25 protein-coding genes are annotated in these 20,436 nt (G+C 60.5%); 17 read left to right on the top strand and 8 right to left on the bottom strand.

What is annotated here, in order from left to right:
• Positions 1 to 15: 15 nt before the first annotated feature.
• The 3 genes from OE747_RS09425 to OE747_RS09415 all read right to left on the bottom strand — a co-directional run bounded on the left by OE747_RS09425 (position 16) and on the right by OE747_RS09415 (position 1,908).
• The gene (locus OE747_RS09425; RefSeq protein WP_263828354.1) at positions 16 to 1,074 is read right to left on the bottom strand and encodes a YeeE/YedE family protein; all 1,059 of its coding nucleotides are present in this window, start codon (positions 1,072 to 1,074) and stop codon (positions 16 to 18) included.
• 57 nt (positions 1,075 to 1,131) lie between these two features.
• A complete protein-coding gene (locus OE747_RS09420) occupies positions 1,132 to 1,467 on the bottom strand; it encodes an ArsR/SmtB family transcription factor (protein ID WP_263828353.1) in 336 nt (111 codons plus the stop codon).
• 141 nt (positions 1,468 to 1,608) lie between these two features.
• Positions 1,609 to 1,908: a hypothetical protein gene (locus OE747_RS09415; protein ID WP_318527302.1), complete on the bottom strand. Its 300-nt coding sequence runs from the start codon at positions 1,906 to 1,908 to the stop codon at positions 1,609 to 1,611.
• Between the two features lie 174 nt (positions 1,909 to 2,082).
• Between OE747_RS09415 and OE747_RS09410 the strand changes: the two genes are divergently transcribed.
• From OE747_RS09410 to OE747_RS09360, 11 genes are all read left to right on the top strand, one after another.
• Positions 2,083 to 2,820: a cytochrome c biogenesis CcdA family protein gene (locus tag OE747_RS09410; protein WP_263828351.1), complete on the top strand. Its 738-nt coding sequence runs from the start codon at positions 2,083 to 2,085 to the stop codon at positions 2,818 to 2,820.
• Between the two features lie 27 nt (positions 2,821 to 2,847).
• Positions 2,848 to 3,426, top strand: coding sequence for a thioredoxin family protein (locus OE747_RS09405; protein ID WP_263828350.1), 579 nt, complete (start codon positions 2,848 to 2,850; stop codon positions 3,424 to 3,426).
• 179 nt (positions 3,427 to 3,605) lie between these two features.
• Complete coding sequence (soxX, locus tag OE747_RS09400) at positions 3,606 to 4,079, top strand: sulfur oxidation c-type cytochrome SoxX (protein WP_263828349.1); 474 nt, start codon at positions 3,606 to 3,608, stop codon at positions 4,077 to 4,079.
• 45 nt (positions 4,080 to 4,124) lie between these two features.
• Positions 4,125 to 4,541 (top strand): thiosulfate oxidation carrier protein SoxY, encoded by a 417-nt coding sequence (gene soxY / locus OE747_RS09395; RefSeq protein WP_263828348.1) that lies wholly within the window; start codon positions 4,125 to 4,127, stop codon positions 4,539 to 4,541.
• Between the two features lie 34 nt (positions 4,542 to 4,575).
• Positions 4,576 to 4,905: a thiosulfate oxidation carrier complex protein SoxZ gene (gene soxZ, locus OE747_RS09390; protein WP_263828347.1), complete on the top strand. Its 330-nt coding sequence runs from the start codon at positions 4,576 to 4,578 to the stop codon at positions 4,903 to 4,905.
• A 79-nt stretch (positions 4,906 to 4,984) separates the two neighbouring features.
• Positions 4,985 to 5,836: a sulfur oxidation c-type cytochrome SoxA gene (gene soxA, locus OE747_RS09385; protein ID WP_263828346.1), complete on the top strand. Its 852-nt coding sequence runs from the start codon at positions 4,985 to 4,987 to the stop codon at positions 5,834 to 5,836.
• Positions 5,837 to 5,942: 106 nt separating this feature from the next.
• On the top strand, positions 5,943 to 7,646 hold the full coding sequence (soxB, locus tag OE747_RS09380; RefSeq protein WP_263828345.1) for a thiosulfohydrolase SoxB: 1,704 nt from the start codon (positions 5,943 to 5,945) through the stop codon (positions 7,644 to 7,646).
• Between the two features lie 72 nt (positions 7,647 to 7,718).
• The gene (gene soxC, locus OE747_RS09375) at positions 7,719 to 9,002 is read left to right on the top strand and encodes a sulfite dehydrogenase (protein WP_263828344.1); all 1,284 of its coding nucleotides are present in this window, start codon (positions 7,719 to 7,721) and stop codon (positions 9,000 to 9,002) included.
• Positions 8,986 to 10,065: a c-type cytochrome gene (locus OE747_RS09370; RefSeq protein ID WP_263828343.1), complete on the top strand. Its 1,080-nt coding sequence runs from the start codon at positions 8,986 to 8,988 to the stop codon at positions 10,063 to 10,065. The genes soxC and OE747_RS09370 overlap by 17 nt, the downstream gene beginning before the upstream one ends.
• A gap of 4 nt (positions 10,066 to 10,069) precedes the next feature.
• Positions 10,070 to 10,780, top strand: coding sequence for a c-type cytochrome (locus OE747_RS09365; RefSeq protein WP_263828342.1), 711 nt, complete (start codon positions 10,070 to 10,072; stop codon positions 10,778 to 10,780).
• A gap of 30 nt (positions 10,781 to 10,810) precedes the next feature.
• Entirely contained in the window at positions 10,811 to 12,073 is a 1,263-nt protein-coding gene (locus tag OE747_RS09360; RefSeq protein WP_263828341.1) for an NAD(P)/FAD-dependent oxidoreductase, read from the top strand.
• Between the two features lie 28 nt (positions 12,074 to 12,101).
• Here the strand turns inward: OE747_RS09360 and OE747_RS09355 are convergent, their stop codons facing one another.
• On the bottom strand, positions 12,102 to 13,106 hold the full coding sequence (locus tag OE747_RS09355) for a GlxA family transcriptional regulator (protein WP_263828340.1): 1,005 nt from the start codon (positions 13,104 to 13,106) through the stop codon (positions 12,102 to 12,104).
• Positions 13,107 to 13,357: 251 nt separating this feature from the next.
• Here OE747_RS09355 and OE747_RS09350 point away from each other — a divergent pair, with 251 nt between their 5' ends.
• From OE747_RS09350 to OE747_RS09325, 6 genes are all read left to right on the top strand, one after another.
• Positions 13,358 to 13,987, top strand: coding sequence for an ATP-dependent Clp protease proteolytic subunit (locus OE747_RS09350; RefSeq protein WP_263828339.1), 630 nt, complete (start codon positions 13,358 to 13,360; stop codon positions 13,985 to 13,987).
• A gap of 138 nt (positions 13,988 to 14,125) precedes the next feature.
• Positions 14,126 to 15,394: an ATP-dependent Clp protease ATP-binding subunit ClpX gene (clpX, locus tag OE747_RS09345; RefSeq protein WP_263828338.1), complete on the top strand. Its 1,269-nt coding sequence runs from the start codon at positions 14,126 to 14,128 to the stop codon at positions 15,392 to 15,394.
• Positions 15,395 to 15,561: 167 nt separating this feature from the next.
• Positions 15,562 to 15,924, top strand: a complete 363-nt coding sequence (locus OE747_RS09340) for a RidA family protein (protein WP_263828337.1) — start codon at positions 15,562 to 15,564, stop codon at positions 15,922 to 15,924.
• 88 nt (positions 15,925 to 16,012) lie between these two features.
• Complete coding sequence (locus OE747_RS09335) at positions 16,013 to 16,396, top strand: NADH:ubiquinone oxidoreductase subunit NDUFA12 (RefSeq protein ID WP_263828336.1); 384 nt, start codon at positions 16,013 to 16,015, stop codon at positions 16,394 to 16,396.
• Positions 16,397 to 16,406: 10 nt separating this feature from the next.
• Entirely contained in the window at positions 16,407 to 16,865 is a 459-nt protein-coding gene (gene mlaD / locus OE747_RS09330) for an outer membrane lipid asymmetry maintenance protein MlaD (protein WP_263828335.1), read from the top strand.
• Positions 16,862 to 17,221 (top strand): DUF2155 domain-containing protein, encoded by a 360-nt coding sequence (locus OE747_RS09325; RefSeq protein WP_164129905.1) that lies wholly within the window; start codon positions 16,862 to 16,864, stop codon positions 17,219 to 17,221. Before mlaD ends, OE747_RS09325 begins: the two co-directional genes overlap by 4 nt.
• Here the strand turns inward: OE747_RS09325 and aat are convergent.
• The 4 genes from aat to OE747_RS09305 all read right to left on the bottom strand — a co-directional run bounded on the left by aat (position 17,185) and on the right by OE747_RS09305 (position 20,405).
• Complete coding sequence (gene aat / locus OE747_RS09320; RefSeq protein WP_263828334.1) at positions 17,185 to 17,817, bottom strand: leucyl/phenylalanyl-tRNA--protein transferase; 633 nt, start codon at positions 17,815 to 17,817, stop codon at positions 17,185 to 17,187. The genes OE747_RS09325 and aat overlap by 37 nt on opposite strands.
• 51 nt (positions 17,818 to 17,868) lie before the next feature.
• Positions 17,869 to 19,218 carry an acetyl-CoA carboxylase biotin carboxylase subunit gene (gene accC / locus OE747_RS09315; RefSeq protein WP_263828333.1) on the bottom strand — a complete coding sequence of 450 codons (1,350 nt, stop codon included), beginning with the start codon at positions 19,216 to 19,218 and terminating at the stop codon, positions 17,869 to 17,871.
• Positions 19,219 to 19,228: 10 nt separating this feature from the next.
• Positions 19,229 to 19,720 (bottom strand): acetyl-CoA carboxylase biotin carboxyl carrier protein, encoded by a 492-nt coding sequence (gene accB / locus OE747_RS09310; RefSeq protein ID WP_263828332.1) that lies wholly within the window; start codon positions 19,718 to 19,720, stop codon positions 19,229 to 19,231.
• Positions 19,721 to 19,868: 148 nt separating this feature from the next.
• The gene (locus OE747_RS09305; protein WP_263828331.1) at positions 19,869 to 20,405 is read right to left on the bottom strand and encodes a LuxR C-terminal-related transcriptional regulator; all 537 of its coding nucleotides are present in this window, start codon (positions 20,403 to 20,405) and stop codon (positions 19,869 to 19,871) included.
• Between the last annotated feature and the right edge of the window lie 31 nt (positions 20,406 to 20,436).

The raw sequence follows: 20,436 nt of genomic DNA, 5'->3' as shown, positions 1-20,436 counted from the left end.
GCATCGTGCCCTGACCTAGTCCGCGAGGCTGAGGCCTTCGATCAACTGGCGCAGGCCCAGTGCGGCACCGGCGAAGATTGCCAGGAATGTCACCGGGGCGCTGAAGGACAGCAGGCTGAACGCCGTCAGGCCCTGGCCGACGGTGCAGCCCATTGCGATCACGGCGCCGGTACCCATTATGGCCGCGCCGATGATCTGCCGGCGCAGCTCGCGCGGGTCCTCGCAGGCCTCCCAGCGGAAATGGCCGCGGATCATCGATCCGATGAACGCGCCGAGCCAGACCCCGGCCACCGATCCGACCGCAAAGGAAAGCGGCCGGACCGAGCCCGTCATGGCATAGAGGATGGTTTCCCCGACCGGTGCCGAGAAGCTGTGCGAGACCACGGGTTCGGCGTCAAACCCATGGTTGGCCACCCATTGCGTGCCGACCCAGCCGGACACGATGGCCAATGCCACGACCAGGGACCAGAAGATTGATTTCGGCTCTTGCCTTAGGTTTGCCGAGGCCAGCGCACCGGCACAGATGACCAGCCCGATGGTCGTTCCGATGGCCCAAAGGGGCAGGCCGGTCAGGGCCTGTGCATGATGGGCCAGCCCGGGAGGGGGCTGGGTTGCGACCTCGATCTGCGGAAACAGCGCGTTGCGGATTGGCGCCAGGGGGCCGGAGAGGGTGACATAGGTGAACACCCCCATGACCAGAACGATCACGAAAGCCCTGAGATCGCCACCGCCCAGACGGGCGATCGCCCCATAGCCGCAGTTGCCCGACAGGGCCATTCCGTAGCCGAACATCAGCCCGCCCACGACCGAGGCCAGCGGCATCCAGCGGATCGACAGATAGTAGCTGTCCGCCGGATTGATCAGGCCCGCGCCGGTCAGGGCAAAGCTGCCGGTGATGGCGGCACCTATGGCCAGAATCCACATCCGCATGCGAACGTCGGAACCGCCGTAAAGAAGGTCTTCGATCGCGCCCAGGGTGCAGAACCGGCCAAGCCGGGCGGCAAGCCCCAAGGCGATCCCGCCGCAGAGCCCCACCAGTGCAACGATCTGACTGTCACTGAACCAAGCCAGCATGTCTTCCTCCCGCGTTCGCGGCTCCGATCGTTCCGTACGCGGGCCGGTCGGGCCGGGTCAGTCGGCGTTGCAGAACAGATCGTAGACCACTTCCAATATGCGACGCGGACGGTCGTCTGCCAAACGATAATAGATCGCTTTGCCATCACGGCGCGGAACGACCAGCCCTTCGAGCCGAAGGCGCGACAGTTGCTGCGACACCGCCGCCTGCCGGGCCGAGAGGAGGTCTTCGAGTTCGGTGACGGATTTTTCACCGGAGACCAGGTGGCACAGGATCATCAGTCGGCCTTCGTGGCTGATCGCCTTGAGAAAGTTGGAGGCAAGCGTGGCATTGTCTACCATCTTGTCCAGTTCGTCCTCGGCCATGTCGGTCGAAAATTGCGGAAGTGCCATTTGTCTTTCCTCGTTCCCGGAGCGCGCCGGGGTCTAGATATCCTTGCACCGTCTAAAGCGCTTTTGGCGCCTATTAATTCGATTTGGCGACCTATTCCACCGGTAATATCGGAATACGATCACATGTGATGCCCGTTCGCCTCAGATGCTGCCCGTCCCCGGAGGCCGGTAATCCGTGTTCTCGATCAACAGCTTTTCGAGAACGGGCCAGAAGAAATGTTCGCCAGGGTATCCTTCGATGCGTCCGACCTCGCGCCCGTCTTCGACGATCAGAAAGGTTGGCGTGAATATGACCTTGCGGTTCAGTTCCAGGTCATCGGGAATGGCGCGCAGGTCCACACGCTGGAGCGGGGCAAAGCGCCCCTCAGCGGAAAGCGGATAGATTTCTCCGATTTCCTTGTTCCAGAGCGCGCACCATTCGCAGCCGGGCTGTTCAACCATGACCAAATCCGCCGCCCAGAGCGGTGAACCGGCAAGGACCAGACTGACCGATGCGATAAGATTTCGTAGCGGATTCATGCGCGACCCGTTGACCTTTTGGTTTTACACAACGTAATTTGAATGTGTGAATAATTCAAGAGTTCCGACTCTTGGCTGCTCTCACGAGGAGGTGAGATGCTGGAAATTTCGTTCCTTGGTGCTCTGCTCGCCGGTTTGCTGAGCTTCTTTACGCCGTGCATCCTGCCGATGGTGCCTTTTTACCTCTCCTATCTCGGGGGGCTCAGTATCGCGGAACTCAGGGCAGATGGGCGAATCGAGACGGGGGCCCAGCGTCGGCTGATCGTCTCGGCCTTGTGCTTTGCCGCCGGTGTGACGACGGTTTTCATGGCCTTGGGCATGGGCGCAACCGCCTTGGGGCGTTTGTTTGTGACCTATCTTGATACCCTGGCCTGGGGGGCGGCCGCCATTCTGGTGGTCTTTGGGTTGCATTTTCTGGGCGTCATCCGGGTTCCGTTGCTCTATCGCGAGGCGCGACTGGAAAGCAGTGCATCGGCATCGACGGTGTTTGGCGCCTATCTGATGGGGTTGGCCTTTGGTTTCGGATGGACCCCCTGCGTCGGACCGGCTCTGGCCTCGATCCTGATGATCGCCAGCGGCATGGGTGATATCTGGCGTGGGGGTTTGCTGCTTTTGGTCTATGGGATCGGCATGACCGCGCCCTTCGTTTTTGCCGCCCTTTTCGCCAAGCCGTTCCTGTCATGGGTTCAGCGCCACCGGGCCGCATTCGCCTGGGTCGAAAAAGGCATGGGGGTAATGTTGATCCTTTTTGCTATCCTGATCGCGACCGGTGGCGTGACCTGGATTGCCGAGGCGATGATTCGCTGGATGCCTGGGTTTTCGTCGGTCGGTTAGCGGCCGTTTCCAAATGGGAGGAAGACGATGAGACGACTTCTGGCTGTGATTCTGGCGCTGGGCTTTGCCGCAGCGGCGCATGCGGTCGAAATGGGCGATGATGGGCTGCACAAGCCCGAGTGGCTGCGCGACACGTTCAAGGATCTGCAAGAGGACCATGCCGAGGCGCAGTCGGAGGGCAAGCGCCTGTTGTTGCTGGTTGAACAGCGCGGCTGTCTGTATTGCAAGGACATGCACGAGAACACCTTTCCCGATCCCCGGGTTCTCGCCCTGCTTCAGGAAACTTACTATCCGGTGCAGATCAACCTGCACGGCGATATAGAAATCGTGGACACCGACGGTGAGACGCTGACCGAGAAGGAGGCCACCCGCAAGTGGCGGGTCTTGTTCACGCCGACGATGATTTTCCTGCCGCCAGACCTCGACGAAAGCATGTCGGCCGTGGATCAGGCTGTCTCGGTCATGCCCGGAGCGTTCTCGCCCGGCACCACGCTGGACATGATGACCTGGGTCAAGGAAGAGCGTTACCTTGATCAATCCGAAGAGGATTTTCAGCGCTATCACGCGCGCATGATCAAGGAACGCAACGACGGCGACACGCGCTGATCGCGCGATAAATGGCGTGCTGGTTTGGGAAACTTTCCTTAGTTTCCCGCGATGTTCTGTGCAACAAAATAACAATTCACATTCGTGAATTTGATGTTGCGTAAAGGTGTGCTGTAGCCTACGGTATGCAAAGAGTGATTAGCCGCGTGGTCAGAAACGTGGCAGCCAAGGGAGGATACATGAAACTGACAACGCTGACGCTGGCCGCCGCATTGATCGGTGGCGCCGCCTGGGCCGCTGAAACCGCGCCCAAAGACGTCGTCTTTGCCGAAGGGGGTGCTATCGAGGTTTCGTTGACGGGCGTGGCCGGTGACCCGGTCGAAGGCGCCAATGTCCTGAGTAAACGCAGCCTTGGCAATTGCGTGGCCTGCCACCAGGTTTCTGCGCTTGCTGATGTGCCGTTCCACGGCGAGATCGGCCCTGCTCTTGATGGGGCGGGCGACCGCTGGAGCGAAGCTGAGCTTCGCGGATTGGTTGCGAATGCCAAGATGACTTTCGAAGGCACGATGATGCCGGCGTTCTACAAGGTCGATGGCTATATTCGTCCGGGAGATGCGTTCACCGGAAAGGCGCCGGAAGCACCGCTGTCGCCGCTGCTGACGGCCCAGCAGATCGAAGATGTTGTCGCGTTTCTCGCGACCCTGAAAGAATAATTGGCCGTGTCCCTGGGGCAAGGCCTGTATCAAAGGAGAAATACGATGGACTTTACGCGTCGTGATACCCTCGGCTTGGCCTTGGGCGCAGCGGCCCTGACGGTTCTGCCGTTTCGGGCGAACGCAGCAGTAGACGACCGGATCGCCGAGTTTACCGGCGGTGCCGATATGGGTGAGGGTGGTCTGACCCTGACCGCGCCCGAGATTGCCGAAAACGGCAACACTGTTCCGATCGAGGTCAGCGCACCGGGTGCGGTTGCGATTCTGGTTCTGGCCGCGGGCAACCCGACGCCTGGCGTGGCGCAGTTCAACTTCGGACCGCTGGCCGCGACCCAGTCGGCATCTACCCGTATTCGACTGGCCGGAACGCAAGACGTCATCGCCATTGCAAAGATGGCCGACGGTTCCTTCGTCAAGGCCAGCTCGACCGTGAAAGTGACCATCGGGGGCTGCGGCGGCTAAGCCCGTCCTTCCGGATAATCAGGAGACAAGACAAATGGCATCTGGTGTAAAACCCCGCGTTAAGGTTCCGAAATCGGCCGCTGTCGGCGAGGCGGTGACGATCAAGACCCTCATCAGCCACAACATGGAAAGCGGTCAACGCAAGGACAAGCAAGGGAATGTGATCCCGCGCTCGATCATCAACCGCTTTACCTGCGAGTTCAACGGACAGTCGGTCGTCGATATCAAGATGGAACCGGCGATTTCCACGAACCCGTATTTCGAGTTCAACGCGACCGTGCCCGAGGCGGGTGAGTTCGTGTTCACTTGGTACGACGATGACGGCTCTGTCTACAACGACAACAAGCCGATCACGATCGCCTGATCCGCGGTCCAGGGAAAATGTTGCTTTCGCCCGGTTCGGATGGGCCGGGCGAGGCCAACCACCAAAGGGAGGAATTTGAATGAGATTCAAGGCAATGACCGCGATTGCCGCATTGGTGGCCGCGCCTTTGGCGGTGATGGCTGGCCCCGATGACGACGAATTGGTCATCAATGGCGAGATCAATATCGTCACCAAGACCGCCGCGCCTGCCCACCTCGACGGTGCGCTGACCGAGATCTATTCCGGCTGGCGGTTCCGTTCGGACGAAACCCAGGCGCTGGAGATGGACGATTTCGAAAACCCGGGCATGGTGGCTGTAGACGCCGCGCGCGAGGTCTGGGACACGGTCGACGGGTCGGAGGGCAAGGCTTGTGCGTCATGTCACAACGCAGTCGAGGACAGCATGGTTGGCGTAAAGGCGGTGTACCCGAAGTGGAACGAGGGTGCTGGGGAAGTCCGTACGCTGGAAATGCAGGTCAACGACTGTCGAACATCTCGCATGGGGGCTGAAGCCTGGAAATACGAGGGCGGCGAAATGACGGCAATGTCGGCGCTGATCGCGATGCAGTCGCGCGGTTTGCCGGTAAACGTGGCCATCGACGGCCCGGTTCAGACGGCCTGGGAACAGGGCAAGGAAATGTACTACACGCGTTACGGTCAGTTGGAGCTTAGCTGCGCCAATTGTCACGAGGACAACTGGGGCAACATGATCCGCGCGGATCACCTTAGCCAGGGGCAGATCAACGGGTTTCCGACGTATCGCCTGAAGAACACCAAGCTGAATGCGGTGCATGATCGTTTCAAAGGGTGTATCCGCGACACGCGCGCGGAAACCTTCAAGCCGGGCAGCCCCGAGTTTGTCGCTCTGGAACTCTATGTCGCCAGCCGCGGCAATGGTCTGTCGGTCGAAGGTCCGTCAGTCCGGAACTAAGTAGGGGACCCCGTGTCGCACTTGCCGACGCGGGGTCTTTTCGATAGAACAAATTCACACATGTGAATTTATTATTAATGTGATCAAGAACGGAAAGCATCAGCTCATGATCTCACGTCGCGACTTCCTTCAGGTTTCGATGGCAGCCTCGGCCCTTGTCGGGGCTTCGGGTTTTGGTAACTGGTCCCGTCTGGCGGCGCAGCAGGCGCTGACTCAGGACCAACTCTTGGAATTCGATACGTTCGGCAATCTGACGCTGGTCCATATCACCGACATTCATGCCCAGTTGATGCCGATTTACTTCCGCGAGCCCGAGGTGAACCTGGGGATCGGCGCGGCAAAGGGACAGATGCCGCATATCACCGGTGCCGATTTCCGCCGGTTCTACGGGATCGAGGATGGTAGCCCGTCGGCCTATGCGCTGACCTATAACGATTTCTCGTCACTGGCGCGTGCCTATGGCCGGGTGGGGGGCATGGACCGGGTCGCCACCGTGGTCAACGCCATCCGCGCCGACCGGCCCGATGCGTTGCTCTTGGATGGCGGCGATACCTGGCACGGCTCCTACACCTGCTTCCACACCGAGGGGCAGGATGTGGTCAACGTGATGAACGCGCTGAAGCCCGATGCGATGACCTTCCACTGGGAATTCACCCTGGGCACCGACCGGGTCAGTGAACTGGTCGAGAGCCTGCCTTTCGCCGCGCTGGGACAGAACATCTTTGACGCCGAATGGGATGAGCCGGCGGAACTCTTCAAGCCCTACAAGTTCTTCGAACGCGGCGGCGTCAAGGTTGCGGTTATCGGCCAGGCCTTCCCCTACATGCCGATCGCCAACCCCGGCTGGATGTTCCCCGAGTTTTCGTTCGGCATTCGCGAAGAGAACATGCAAGCCATGGTCGACGAGGTCCGCGCGGACGGAGCCGAGGTCGTTGTGGTCCTGAGCCATAACGGGTTCGATGTGGACAAGAAGATGGCGGGCCGGGTCACCGGTATCGACGTCATCCTCAGCGGCCATACCCATGATGCCCTGCCGGAACCGGTGGTGGTGGAAAAAACCCATGTGATCGCAAGCGGATCGAACGGCAAGTTCGTCAGCCGCGTCGATCTGGACGTGCGCGACGGTCAGATGATGGGGCTCAAGCACAAGCTGATCCCGATCTTCTCGGATGTGATCGCGCCCGATCCGGCAGTCACCGCCCTGATCAACGCGCAGCGCGAACCGCATATCGACCAGTTGCGCGAGGTCATTGGCAGGACCGATGAGAACTCGCTGCTTTACCGGCGTGGCAATTTCAACGGAAGCTGGGACGACCTGATCTGCGACGCGCTGCTGAGTGAGCGCGAGGCCGACATCGCCATGTCGCCTGGCGTGCGCTGGGGGCCGTCGATTCTGCCGGGCCAAGAGATCACCCGCGAGGATATCTGGAACGTCACCTCGATGAGCTATGGCGCCGCTTATCGCACAGAGATGACGGGCGAGTTCCTGCATGTGGTGCTTGAGGATGTGGGCGACAACCTGTTCAACCCCGATCCCTATTACCAGCAGGGCGGCGACATGGTGCGCGTCGGCGGATTGGGATACCGGATCGACGTCAGCAAGCCGCAAGGCAGCCGGATCAGCGACATGACGTTGTTGAAAACCGGGGAAAAGATCGACCCGGCCAAGAGCTACGTCGTGGCCGGATGGGCCAGTGTCAACGAAGGCACCGAAGGGCCGCAGATCTGGGATGTGGTCGAAAACCACATTCGCAAACTGGGTACTGTCTCGGTGACACCCAACACATCGGTCGAGGTCGTGGGGGCGTAAGGCATTTCCACACCGATGATTTCCAACGTTTTGCATCCCGGCAAGGGACGCATGAATTGATAGGAGGCATTCATGAGTGAAAGCTCTGGCAAGAAAGGTGCGTCGCGCCGCCAGTTCCTGACCAGCGTCGCGGCGGTCGGGGCGGGGGCGGTGGCTGCCGGTGCGGCCCGCGCGGCGGCGCCGGACCCGTTGATCACCGAGGTTCAGGACTGGGCGCGCGCCACCGGCGACGGTGTGGACGCGACCCCCTATGGCCTGCCCATCGAATACGAAGGCGACGTGATCCGACGCAACGTGGAATGGCTGACCGCCGACACGATCAGCTCGATCAACTTTACCCCGATCCATGCGCTGGATGGCACCATCACTCCGCAGGGCTGCGCCTTCGAGCGGCACCATTCGGGCGCCATCGCACTGAAGAAGGAAGATTACCGCCTGATGATCAACGGGTTGGTCGATCAGCCGCTGGTCTTCTCCTATGCCGATCTGGAGCGTTTCCCGCGCGAGAACCACGTGTACTTCTGCGAATGCGCGGCGAACTCGGGTATGGAATGGGCGGGTGCGCAGCTGAACGGCGCGCAGTTCACCCATGGCATGATCCATAACATGGAATACTCCGGTGTTTCCCTGCGCACCCTGCTTGAAGAGGCAGGCTTGGGCGCGGCTGGCGATCTCAAGGACAAATGGGTCTACGTTGAGGGTGCCGATGCGTCGTCGAATGGCCGCTCGATCCCGATGGAAAAGGCGCTGGATGACTGCCTGATCGCCTTCAAGGCCAATGGCGAGGCGCTGCGCAAGGAACATGGCTATCCCGTGCGCCTGGTCGTGCCCGGCTGGGAAGGCAATATGTGGGTCAAGTGGCTGCGCCGGATCGAGGTGATGGACGGCCCGGTCGAAAGCCGCGAGGAAACCTCGAAATACACCGACACGCTCGAGGATGGGACCAGCCGCAAATGGACTTGGGTGATGGACGCCAAATCGGTCGTCACCTCGCCCAGCCCGCAGGCGCCGATCACCCATGGTGCCGGTCCGCTGGTGATTACCGGTCTGGCCTGGTCTGGCCGCGGCGCGATCACCGGGGTCGATGTCTCGGTCGATGGTGGCAAATCCTGGCAACCCGCCCGGTTGGCGGCACCGGGACAGGACAAGGCGCTGACTCGTTTCTATCTGGATATCACCTGGGACGGGTCGGAAATGCTGTTGCAAAGCCGTGCGCGCGACGCGTCGGGCTATGTGCAGCCGACCAAGGCGCAACTGCGCGAAGTGCGCGGACTGAACTCGATCTATCATAACAACGCAATCCAGACCTGGTGGGTCAAGGCAAGCGGAGAGGCCGAAAATGTCGAAGTTTCCTAATCTGACGCTGACCGCATCAATCGCTGCGCTGATTCTGGCAATGCCGGCCTGGGCGGGCAACTATGGTCTGGGGCGTCCGGCACTGCCCGAGGAAATCGCCGCCTGGGATGTCGACGTCAGCCCCGACGGAACCGGCCTGCCCGAAGGGTCGGGGTCGGTCGAGGATGGCGAGGCGATCTTTGCGGACTATTGCGCTATCTGCCATGGCGACTTTGCCGAAGGTGTCGACAACTGGCCCAAACTGGCGGGCGGCGCGGATACTCTGGACCGTGAGGATCCGCTCAAGACGGTTGGGTCTTATTGGCCGTATCTCACAACGACCTGGGACTATGTGCACCGGTCCATGCCGTTCGGCAACGCGCAGACGCTCACGCCGAACGAAGTCTATGCCATCGTGGCCTATATCCTCTATTCGAACGACCTGGTGGACGACGATTTCGTTCTGTCGAACGAAAACCTCCTCGACGTGGAAATGCCCAACGCCGAAGGGTTCATTGTCGACGATCGAGAGACCAGCGAGGCGCATTTCTGGACGGCCGAGCCGTGCATGACCGGGTGCAAGGACACTGTCGAGATCACCATGCGCGCCGCCGTTCTGGACGTGACGCCCGAGGAAACCCGCGCCAAGAAGGTTCAGGAACTGATCCGGCGCACACGGCCCGAACCATCGCGCGAAGACGTCACGGCGGCCGCCGTTCCCGCCGATCAGCCAGCGACCGAGGTCGCAGCGAGCGCCGAGGTCGACCCTGAGCTCGCGGCGGCTGGCGAAACAGTGTTCAAGAAGTGCAAGGCTTGTCACCAGGTCGGGGACGACGCCAAGAACAAGACAGGCCCGATCTTGAATGGTATCGTGGGCGCGTCGGCCGGTCATGTCGATGGCTTCAAATATTCCAAGGCGATGCAGGAGGCGGCAGAAGGCGGGTTGGTATGGTCCGACGCTGAACTCGCCGCCTTTCTGGCGAAGCCCAAAAGCTACATGAAAGGTACCAAGATGTCCTTTGCCGGGCTCAAGAAGGACGAAGATATCGAGGCGGTCATCGCCTATCTAAAGAGCTTCCAGTAGTGTCATGCGCTACGCTGGGGGAGTAGTAGTGATCTGGGCCGCGCTTTCAAGTGCGGCCCAGGCCGATGAAAAGGCACTGCAAATCGGTGATGCCGCGCGTGGCGCCGAGGTGTTTCAGGTTTGCGCGCAATGCCACCAGGTGGGAGACGGCGCATCGCATGGAACCGGCCCACATCTGAATGGAATTTTTGACCGCAAGGTCGCCCAGTTTGACGATTTTGACTATTCGCAGGGCATCCTGCGCGCCCGCCGCGACGGAATGGTCTGGGATCTCGAACATCTAGAAGCCTACCTGACCAACCCCAAGACACTTGTTTCCGGGACCAATATGGAGTTCGCGGGGCTGAGTGATCCGAAAGACCGAGGGGATGTCCTGGCCTATCTTCGCGGTTTCTCGGCGAATCCTCAGAATATTCCAGAAGCCGCGCCGACCGCACTGAAACAGGACGTTGAACTGCCTCCCGAAGTGTTGGCGATGGTGGGTGATCCCGAATACGGCGAGTACCTGTCGACCGAATGCACGACCTGCCATCAACTCGACGGAGATTATGACGGAATTCCTGTCATCACCGGATGGCTGGAAGAGGATTTCGTGCTGGCCATGCACGCCTACAAGCAGAAGATCAGGCCCCATCCGGTCATGCAGATGATGGCGGGCAGGCTGGCCGATGACGAGATTGCAGCACTTGCTGCATATTTTGGAGCGCTGGAGTAACACTCCATCGCTTTTTTGGAGGAGGTCGTTATGAAGTTCAACAGACGCAGCTTTATTGGAACCGGGATCGTCGCGGCGGCTACCCTGCACGCGCCGATCGTCCTGGGGGCCGGAAAGCCCCGTGTGGTCGTCATCGGCGGTGGCGCCGGAGGTGCGACCGCTGCCCGCTACATCGCCAAGGACTCGGATGGCGCAATCGACGTCACTCTGGTCGAGCCGACCCGCAGCTACTACACCTGCTTTTTCTCGAACCTCTACATTGGTGGTTTCCGCGACCTTAAGAGTATCGTCCATTCCTACGGCAAGCTGGCGAGCGAGTACGGGATCAACGTGGTGCACGACTGGGCCGTCGGTATCGACCGGAGCGCCCGGACGGTCACTCTGGCCGGTGGCGCGGTACTGCCTTACGACCGGCTGATCCTGAGCCCCGGTATTGATTTCATTGACGGTGCGGTACCCGGCTGGGACGTCACTCAGCAGAACAAGATGCCTCATGCCTACAAGGCCGGCAGCCAGACCGAACTGCTCAAGGCGCAGATCGAGGCGATGCCCGAAGGTGGGGTTTTCGCCATGGTGGCGCCGCCCAACCCGTTCCGCTGCCCGCCGGGGCCCTACGAGCGGATCAGCATGGTGGCGCATCTGCTCACGCAAATCAATCCGACCGCCAAGATCCTGGTTGCGGACCCAAAGGAGAAGTTCTCCAAGCAGGCACTGTTCGAAGAGGGCTGGCAGAAGCATTATGCCGGCATGATCGAACGGCTCGGTCCGGATTTCGGCGGGGGCAACGTAACGGTGAATCCCGATGCGATGACGATCACCATCGACGGGACCGAGGAAAAGGTCGATGTCTGCAACGTCATCCCGGCACAAAAGGCTGGCCGGATTTGCGAGATGGCCGGGATCACCGAAGGTAACTGGGCTCCGGTCCATGCTCACACGATGCAGTCGCGGCTGGACGAGAACATCTATGTCCTGGGTGATGCATCCAATCAGGGCGACATGCCCAAATCGGGCTTTTCCGCCAACAGCCAGGCCAAGGTCGCGGCAATGGCCGTGCGTGGGGCGCTGACCGGATCAAAGGTCTTCCCGGCCAAGTACTCCAACACCTGCTGGTCGCTGATTGCGACCGATGATGGGGTGAAGGTGGGCGCGGCCTACGAAGCGACCGACGAAAAAATTGCCAGTGTCTCGAGTTTTGTCAGCCAGACCGGAGAAGATGCGGCCATGCGCCAACAGACCTACGAAGAAAGCATCGGCTGGTATGCCGGAATAACCGCGGATATCTTCGGCTGATCGCCTTCCCCTGCATCGCGTGGTCCTCTCAGGACCACGCCTTGCGGAACGAATGGGGCGACGTGCCATAGCGCGCGCGAAACTGGCGTGACAGGTGACTGGTGTTGGAAAACCCCGTGGCAGCCGCAATTTCGGCAACCGTCATGTTGGTCTCGTTCAGATAGGTAAAGGCGCGGGATATCCGGAGTTCCAGATAGAACGCCATCGGCCCTTGTCCGAGATAACGTTTGAACAGCCGTTCCAGTTGTCGACGGGAGATGTCAAGGCGGCTGCACATCTCGTCATTTGTGAGCGGCTCTTCCAACTCGGCTTCCATCAATTCGATTGCCTTGATCAAGGCCTTGTTCCGGCTTCCGATTGCCACGGAATGGGCGGCGCGTTGCGGCGACCTGCTCCCGGATCGCATGTGTATGCACATGTCAGCGACCATGATCGCCAGATTGGCGCCATGCTGTTTTTCGATCAGCGCCAGTATCATGTCGATAGCAGTGTTTCCGCCGCCGCAGGTGGTAATGCGCCCGTCCAGTTCATAGATGTTCGGAGTGGGTGTAAGTGACGGGAATGCCTCGATAAACCCCGGCTGATTTTCCCAATGGAGTGTGAATCGCCGCCCGTCCAACAGGCCGGCGCGGGCCAACGCAAACGCGCCGGTGCATATGCCACCCAATGATCGACCGTGGCGGTGTTCGCGTCGAAGCCAGCCCAGAACCGCTGGCGAGCAGGTTTTTTCCGGCTCGACACCGGCGCAGACAAAGCCGAAGGCATCGCTGGGCAGTGGAGCGAGAGCCTGATCCGGGGTGATCCGCAACCCGTTTGAGCAGGTAACCGGCGCCCCGTTCTCTGTCATCGTGTGCCAGGTGTAGAGCGTCTGCTTTGTCAATTGATTGGCGATCCGCAACGGCTCGATCGCGGCCGCAACCGCAAGCATCGTGGCCTTTGGCAGCAGCAGGAACCTGAAATCCTGCGGCGGCCCGTCATAAGACAGGGCCAAAGTAGCGGATGCGCCTTTTTGTACGAACTGGTCTCTGGTCATGATGCGGGAATGGAAGGGAGCCGGGAATGTATCCGCGCCCTGTCATGGGCGCCTACTTCTACAGTGCTGTGCCCGGGCCTATCGGTCAACATACGCCGCTCTGTAACCCGTTTGCGCCATTCCCCGCATGATCTCTGCGTCTAAGGAATTCGTCCAGCGGCCCTTGCGGCCCCCCCACGGCGACACTAAGACTCGGGTAATCCCGTCGGGTTATTGTCCCGATCCATCGCAAGAAAGCAGGCAGGTCCCGAATGTTCGATCCAGTTCATAACTTCACCAACACGCTTGTCCCCATGGTCGTGGAGCAGACCAGCCGGGGCGAACGGGCCTATGACATCTTCTCGCGCCTGCTCAAGGAGCGGATCATTTTCATCAACGGTCCGATCCATGACGGGATGAGCCACCTTATCGTGGCCCAGCTCTTGCACCTGGAGGCCGAGAACCCGAAAAAGGAAATCTCGATCTACATCAACAGCCCGGGTGGCGTCGTGACCAGCGGCCTGTCGATCTATGACACGATGCAGTATATCCGCCCGAAATGTTCCACCCTCGTGATCGGCCAGGCGGCCTCGATGGGCTCGGTCCTGCTGGCGGGTGGGGAGAAGGGCATGCGTTTCTCGCTGCCCAACAGCCGCATCATGGTGCATCAGCCCTCGGGCGGGTATCAGGGGCAGGCGAGTGACATCATGATCCACGCCGCCGAGACGCAAAAGCTCAAGGACCGGCTCTATGACATTTATGTCAAGCACACCGGGCAAAGCAAAAAGGCCATCGAACGGGCGCTGGACCGCGATAACTTCATGTCGCCGGAAGAGGCCAAGGAATGGGGCCATATCGACGAGATTGTCGAAAGCCGTGGGAAAATGGGCGACGAGGCCTAAGACAACGCTTCCGGTCGCCCGGTCGGCGGTTGGGGCTTTTTGACATTGTGGCGGCCACCGTGCTGGCCTAATCTCTACGAACAGGCGGCTTCCCGGTTTCCGGGCCGGGGCGCCGAGACGAAGCCGGAAAGGGTGATCATGGCAACGAACTCAGGCGGTGACAGCAAGAACACGCTCTATTGCAGCTTTTGCGGCAAGAGCCAGCACGAGGTTCGCAAGCTGATCGCGGGCCCGACAGTGTTCATCTGTGATGAATGTGTCGAGCTCTGCATGGACATCATCCGTGAAGAGACAAAAAGCAGCGGGTTGAAATCCTCGGATGGTGTTCCCACGCCGCGTGATATCTGCGACGTGCTGGACGATTATGTGATCGGGCAGGCCACGGCAAAGAGAGTGCTCTCGGTCGCTGTGCACAACCACTATAAGCGTCTCAATCATTCGCAGAAGGCCGGGAACGACATCGAGCTTTCGAAATCGAACATCCTGCTGATCGGACCGACCGGCTGCGGAAAGACGCTGTTGGCGCAAACATTGGCGCGTATCCTCGATGTGCCGTTCACCATGGCCGATGCGACCACGCTGACCGAAGCGGGTTATGTTGGTGAGGATGTCGAGAACATCATTCTCAAGCTGTTGCAGGCAAGCGAATACAATGTCGAACGCGCACAGCGTGGCATCGTCTATATCGACGAGGTCGACAAGATCACCCGCAAGTCCGAGAATCCCTCGATCACCCGCGACGTGTCGGGCGAGGGCGTGCAGCAGGCACTCTTGAAGCTGATGGAAGGTACGGTGGCCAGTGTGCCGCCGCAGGGCGGGCGCAAGCATCCGCAGCAGGAATTCCTGCAAGTGGACACCACGAACATCCTGTTCATCTGTGGGGGTGCTTTTGCCGGGTTGGACAAGATCATTGCGCAGCGCGGCAAGGGCAGCGCCATGGGCTTTGGCGCCGACGTGCGGTCGAATGACGACCGCGGCGTGGGCGAGTTGTTCAAGGAGCTGGAACCCGAGGATCTGTTGAAATTCGGGCTTATCCCAGAGTTTGTAGGCCGCCTGCCGGTACTGGCAACACTGGAAGATCTGGACGAGGACGCGCTGGTTACCATCCTCACCAAGCCGAAGAATGCGCTGGTCAAACAGTACCAGCGTCTGTTCGAGCTTGAGGATACCGAGCTGGACTTTACCGACGATGCGCTCAAGGCGATCGCAAAGCGCGCGATCGAGCGTAAGACTGGTGCACGTGGTCTGCGCTCGATCATGGAAGACATTCTGCTCGACACCATGTTCGAACTGCCCAGCATGTCGAACGTGACCAAGGTTGTGGTGAACGAAGAGGCGGTAACGACCGAGGCACAGCCGCTGTTGATTTATACCGAGAACGAAAAGGGTTCGGCCACAGCGGGCTGAGGTTCGCGATCTGACTTGTGAAGCGGCGTGGCAATTTCTGCGCCGTTTTCGTTTTTGGGAAAGAGGTAAGGGGCGCTGCCCCCGCCGCCCGTTCCGGGCGACTCCCCCGGGATATTTTGGCAAGAGGAAAGACCAGTGGCGGACCAGAGAAAAGGGCAGGATCAGCGGTGAGCATCAAACGCATTTCATCTGGCGGTGAGTTCGAAGCCAAGATCGGCTATTGCCGCGCCGTGGTTGCCGGCGGGTTTGTCCATGTGGCGGGAACGGTCGGACAGGGCGAGAACGTGATCGAACAGGCGCGGTCTGCCATGGATACGATATCGGCGGCCTTGCAAAAGGCGGGTGCTTCTTTGGCCGATGTGGTTCGTGTTACCTATTATCTGCCTGACCGGCGTGAGTTCGAACCCTGCTGGCCGGTTCTGCGAGAGGCATTCGGCGCCAATCCGCCGGCCGCCACGATGATTGAATGCGGGCTGATCGACCCCAAGTACCGGATCGAGATCGAGGTTACGGCGCTTGCGCCTCAATAGGGATGCGCGCGCCTGTCACGGGCGAGGGCTCTGGACCTTCGCGCGCGCATGCGCCATATCTGCACAAGAGAAATTGCCGGAGGCACCGATGGGAATCCTGAACACCCTGCTGCGCGCCGTGACCTGGTGGAACGGGTCGACGCTCAACACTCAGCTCTACACTGCCCGCAAGGGTAAGAAGGTGGGTGAGGATTCACAAGGCAACGTGTTCTACACCAATGCCGACGACAGTCAGCGCTGGGTCATGTTCAATGGCGAGGCCGAAGCCAGCCGGATTGATCCCGAATGGCATGGCTGGCTGCACCGGACCTGGGATGAGCCGCCAACGAAACGGCCGCTCAGGCACAAGGCTTGGGAAAAGCCACATCAGGAAAACCTGACGGGAACGCCGCTGGCCTATGCGCCGGCCGGATCGTTGCGCCACGAAAAACCGGCGGATCGTCGGGATTACGAGGCTTGGAGCCCGGAATAAAGAGGCCAACATGTCCAGTCACAACATGACAGAAGTCCTGGTCGGCGGCGCGGTTCTTGCCGCTGCGGTCACCTTTGCGGTTTATGCCGGTCAGGCCACCGGCCTGTCGCGCGGTACCGGCGGATACGAGTTGAACGCTTCGTTCCGGTCGCTGGAAGGCGTGACCGTGGGTACAGATGTCCGCCTTGCAGGCGTTAAAATCGGAACCGTGACCGGGGTGGACCTCAACCCGGAGAGTTATCGCGCGGATACCCGATTCACGGTGGCCGAGGGCATCCAGATACCCGATGACAGTGCGGCGGTGATCTCCTCCGAAGGGCTGCTGGGCGGCAACTTTCTGGAAATCATGCCTGGTGGCTCGGCTTTCTATTTCGAACCCGGCGACGCGATCGAGGATACTCAGGGCGCCGTCAGCCTGATCTCTCTGCTGGTCAAATTCGTGGCCGGTGACGGGAGCGACAGTCAGTGATCCGACGCGGCCTGCTGATCCTGGGCCTGTTCGCCGGGTCGGTTTCGGCGGATGAGGCGGTCACCTCGGGGACGGGGGCGATCTTGCGCGGCCTCGACAAGGTGAGCGGGCAGACACAGGATTTTCGGGTAACGAACGGGTCTACAGCGGAGATCTATGGGTTGGATGTGGCACTGGGGGATTGCCGGTACCCGGTCGAGAACCCGACCGGCGACGCTTTTGCCTATCTGACCATATGGGAGAGGGACCAGCGGCAGGCGATTTTCGACGGTTGGATGATTGCCTCGTCGCCCGCGCTCAGCGCGCTGGACCATTCGCGTTATGACGTTTGGGTCATTCGCTGTATGACGCCCTGAGGGCGCTGGTCAATACTCGCGGCGATGTCCGCGGACCCGTTCAAGGCTTTCTCCAAGCGGCGCCGGTACTCTGCGCGGGTGATCTCCACCGCGCCCAGAGAGGCAAGATGTGCGGTCAGGAACTGCGTATCGAACAACTGGAAACCGGTCAGGCGAAGGCGGTCAATCAAATAAGCCAAGGCGACCTTCGAGGCATCGGTGCGGCGCGAAAACATGCTTTCGCCGAAAAAGGCGGCGCCAAGGACCACCCCGTAAACGCCGCCCGCAAGCGTGGAGCCTTGCCAGACTTCTACCGAATGGGCATGCCCCAAGCGGTGCAGCGCCTGATAGCTGTCGCTGATTTCCGGGTTGATCCAGGTCTCTGCCCTGTCTGCGCAGCCTTGCAGCACGCCTGCAAAATCATGGTCGAAACTCACATGGTATTCGCCACGCCGGATTCGCCGGGCCAGGCTGCGGGACAAGTGGAACCCATTCAACGGAAAAACCCCCCGACGAAGCGGGTCGACCCAGAACACCTCCGGGTCGTTGCGATGTTCGGCCATGGGAAAGATGCCGACGGAATACCCATGGAGCAAGAGCTCAGGCGAGAGGGTCACACCGGTCCCTCTTGGCCGGAAAGAGCCGGGCAATTTGCCCGGCCCGTCTGATCAATCGGGCAGGTTCGCGGCAAGCCAGCGCTCCAGCCAGTGGATATTGTAACTGCCGTTGTGGATGTCCGGCTCTTTCAGCAAGGCGTGAAACAGCGGAATTGTCGTGTCGATACCGTCCACGATCAATTCACCCAATGCCCTATGCAGTCGCGCAAGGGCTTCGCTTCGGTCGCGACCGTGCACAATCAGTTTGGCAATCAGCGAGTCATAGTAGGGCGGGATCGAATAGCCGTTATAGAGAGCCGAATCCATCCGAACGCCCAGACCACCCGGCGTGTGGTAGGCGGTGATCTTGCCGGGGCAAGGAGAGAAATTCGGAAGTTTCTCGGCGTTGATCCGCACCTCGATCGCGTGTCCGTTGATCTGCAGCTCGTCCTGGGTAAAGGACATCGGCAGCCCGGCGGCAACGCGGATCTGTTCGCGCACCAGATCTACACCAAAGATACCTTCGGTTACCGGATGTTCCACCTGAAGGCGGGTGTTCATCTCGATGAAGTAGAATTCGCCATTCTCGTAGAGGAACTCGATCGTCCCTGCACCGATGTAATTGATCTTGGCCACCGCGTCGGCGCAGATCTTGCCGATCCGGGCGCGCTCTTCCGGTGAGATGCAGGGACCGGGGGCTTCTTCGAACACTTTCTGGTGTCGGCGTTGCAGCGAGCAGTCGCGCTCGCCCAGATGCACCGCATTGCCCTTGCCATCGCCAAACACCTGGATCTCGATATGGCGCGGTGTGGTCAGGTATTTTTCGATATAGACCTCGTCATTGCCAAAGGCGGCCTTGGCCTCGGCCCGGGCGGTGGTAAAGGCGCGCTCCATCTCCTTTTCATCGCGGGCGACCTTCATGCCCCGACCGCCGCCGCCAGCGGTGGCCTTGATGATCACCGGATAGCCGATGCTCTCGCCGACTCGCTTGGCCGCGGCCAGATCGGGTACGCCGCCATCCGATCCCGGGACCACGGGAATGCCAAGCTCCTTGGCGGTTTCCTTGGCTGTGATCTTGTCCCCCATGATGCGGATATGCTCTGCCGAGGGGCCGATGAAGGTGATGCCGTGGTCTTCGACGATCTGAACGAAACCGGCGTTTTCGGACAGGAATCCGTATCCGGGATGGATCGCCTGGGCGCCGGTGATTTCGCAGGCCGAGATGATCGCGGGAACTGAAAGATAGCTTTGCGGGCTGGGCGCCGGGCCGATGCAGACCGACTCGTCGGCCATGCGCACATGCATGGCGTCGCTGTCGGCGGTTGAATGCACGGCAACCGTCGCGATCCCCATCTCGCGGGCGGCACGGATCACACGCAGGGCGATCTCGCCTCGGTTCGCAATCAGGATCTTGTCGAACATGGATTGTCCCTTATTCGATGATGACCAGCGGGGTGCCGAATTCCACGGCGTCGCCGTCACCCACCAGGATGCGTTTGACGGTACCGGCGCGCGGGGCATGGATGTGGTTCATGGTCTTCATCGCTTCGACGATCAGCAGCGTATCACCTTCCGAGACGCTGGCTCCGACCGACACAAAGGGCGCCGCGCCCGGTTCAGCCTGGAGATAGATCGTTCCGACCATGGGCGAGGTGACGGCGCCGGGATGGGCCGCAGGGTCTTCGATTGCTGCGGGGGCGGCGGTGGGTGCCGCCGGTGCAGCTGCTGCGGCGACAGTGGCGGGAACCGCCACTTGCATCGGTGCGGCGGCCAGCGCCGGTGACACTCGGCTGACGCGCACGTTCAGGCTGTCGTCCTCGCCATACTCGCGTTTTACCTGCAACTCGGTCAGGTCGTTTTCCCGCAGCAACTCGGCCAATGCCTTGATGAATGCCACGTCCGCTTCGTGTCTGGTATCTGTCATGAGTGTCCTCGACGGTTCCCCTGGGCCCGTTGTTGACTGCCGGGCTCGTGTATTACGCGGCGTTATAGGCCAAGCGACTGCCCATGAAAAGCGCCGTGTCGACTGCAAAGATGGGAGCAGGAGCGGTATTTTGCGAGAGCCAATGAGATCAAAGAGGCATACCGGACAGTTTCGCCACAAGTTCCGGCAGCTTACGGGCGCCGAATTTCTCAAGCAGGCGCGCGCGATGTGCTTCGATCGTGCGATAGCTCAGCCCAAGCTCGGCCCCGACTTCCTTGGCGGAGAGACCGCGGCAGGTCAGCAGCGCCACATCCCGCTCGCGAGGTGTAAGTTCGATCACCCGGCGCTCTTCCGAGATATCGGCAAAGCTCCATATCCCATGGCGAAACGGGTCGTCCGGTGTCAGGGACTTGCCGCGCGCTCGACACCAGAACAGATCCCCATTGCGCCGCCGCATGATCCGCTCGTCGGTGTAGTATCCGGTCTCCAGCATGGCTTGCAGGCCGCGTTTTCCGATGCGTTCGAAATCCTCGTGGCTGGGATAAAGGTTCAGCAGCGGCATATCGCGATAGTCGCCCTCGTCCCCCCCGAACATCGAGGCAAAATGCAGGTTGCACCGGCGAATGACGCGGTTCTCCAGTTCCACAAGGCCGATGGGCGCATATTCGAAGGCGGGGTCGCTCATGTCCCTATGGTGGCGGGTATTTCTACGGAAT

This window comes from Ruegeria aquimaris (genome assembly GCF_025751555.1).
Lineage (GTDB): Bacteria > Pseudomonadota > Alphaproteobacteria > Rhodobacterales > Rhodobacteraceae > Ruegeria_B > Ruegeria_B aquimaris.
The sequence above is the reverse complement of the archived record's forward strand: the minus strand, read 5'-3'. Positions and strand labels throughout refer to the sequence as shown.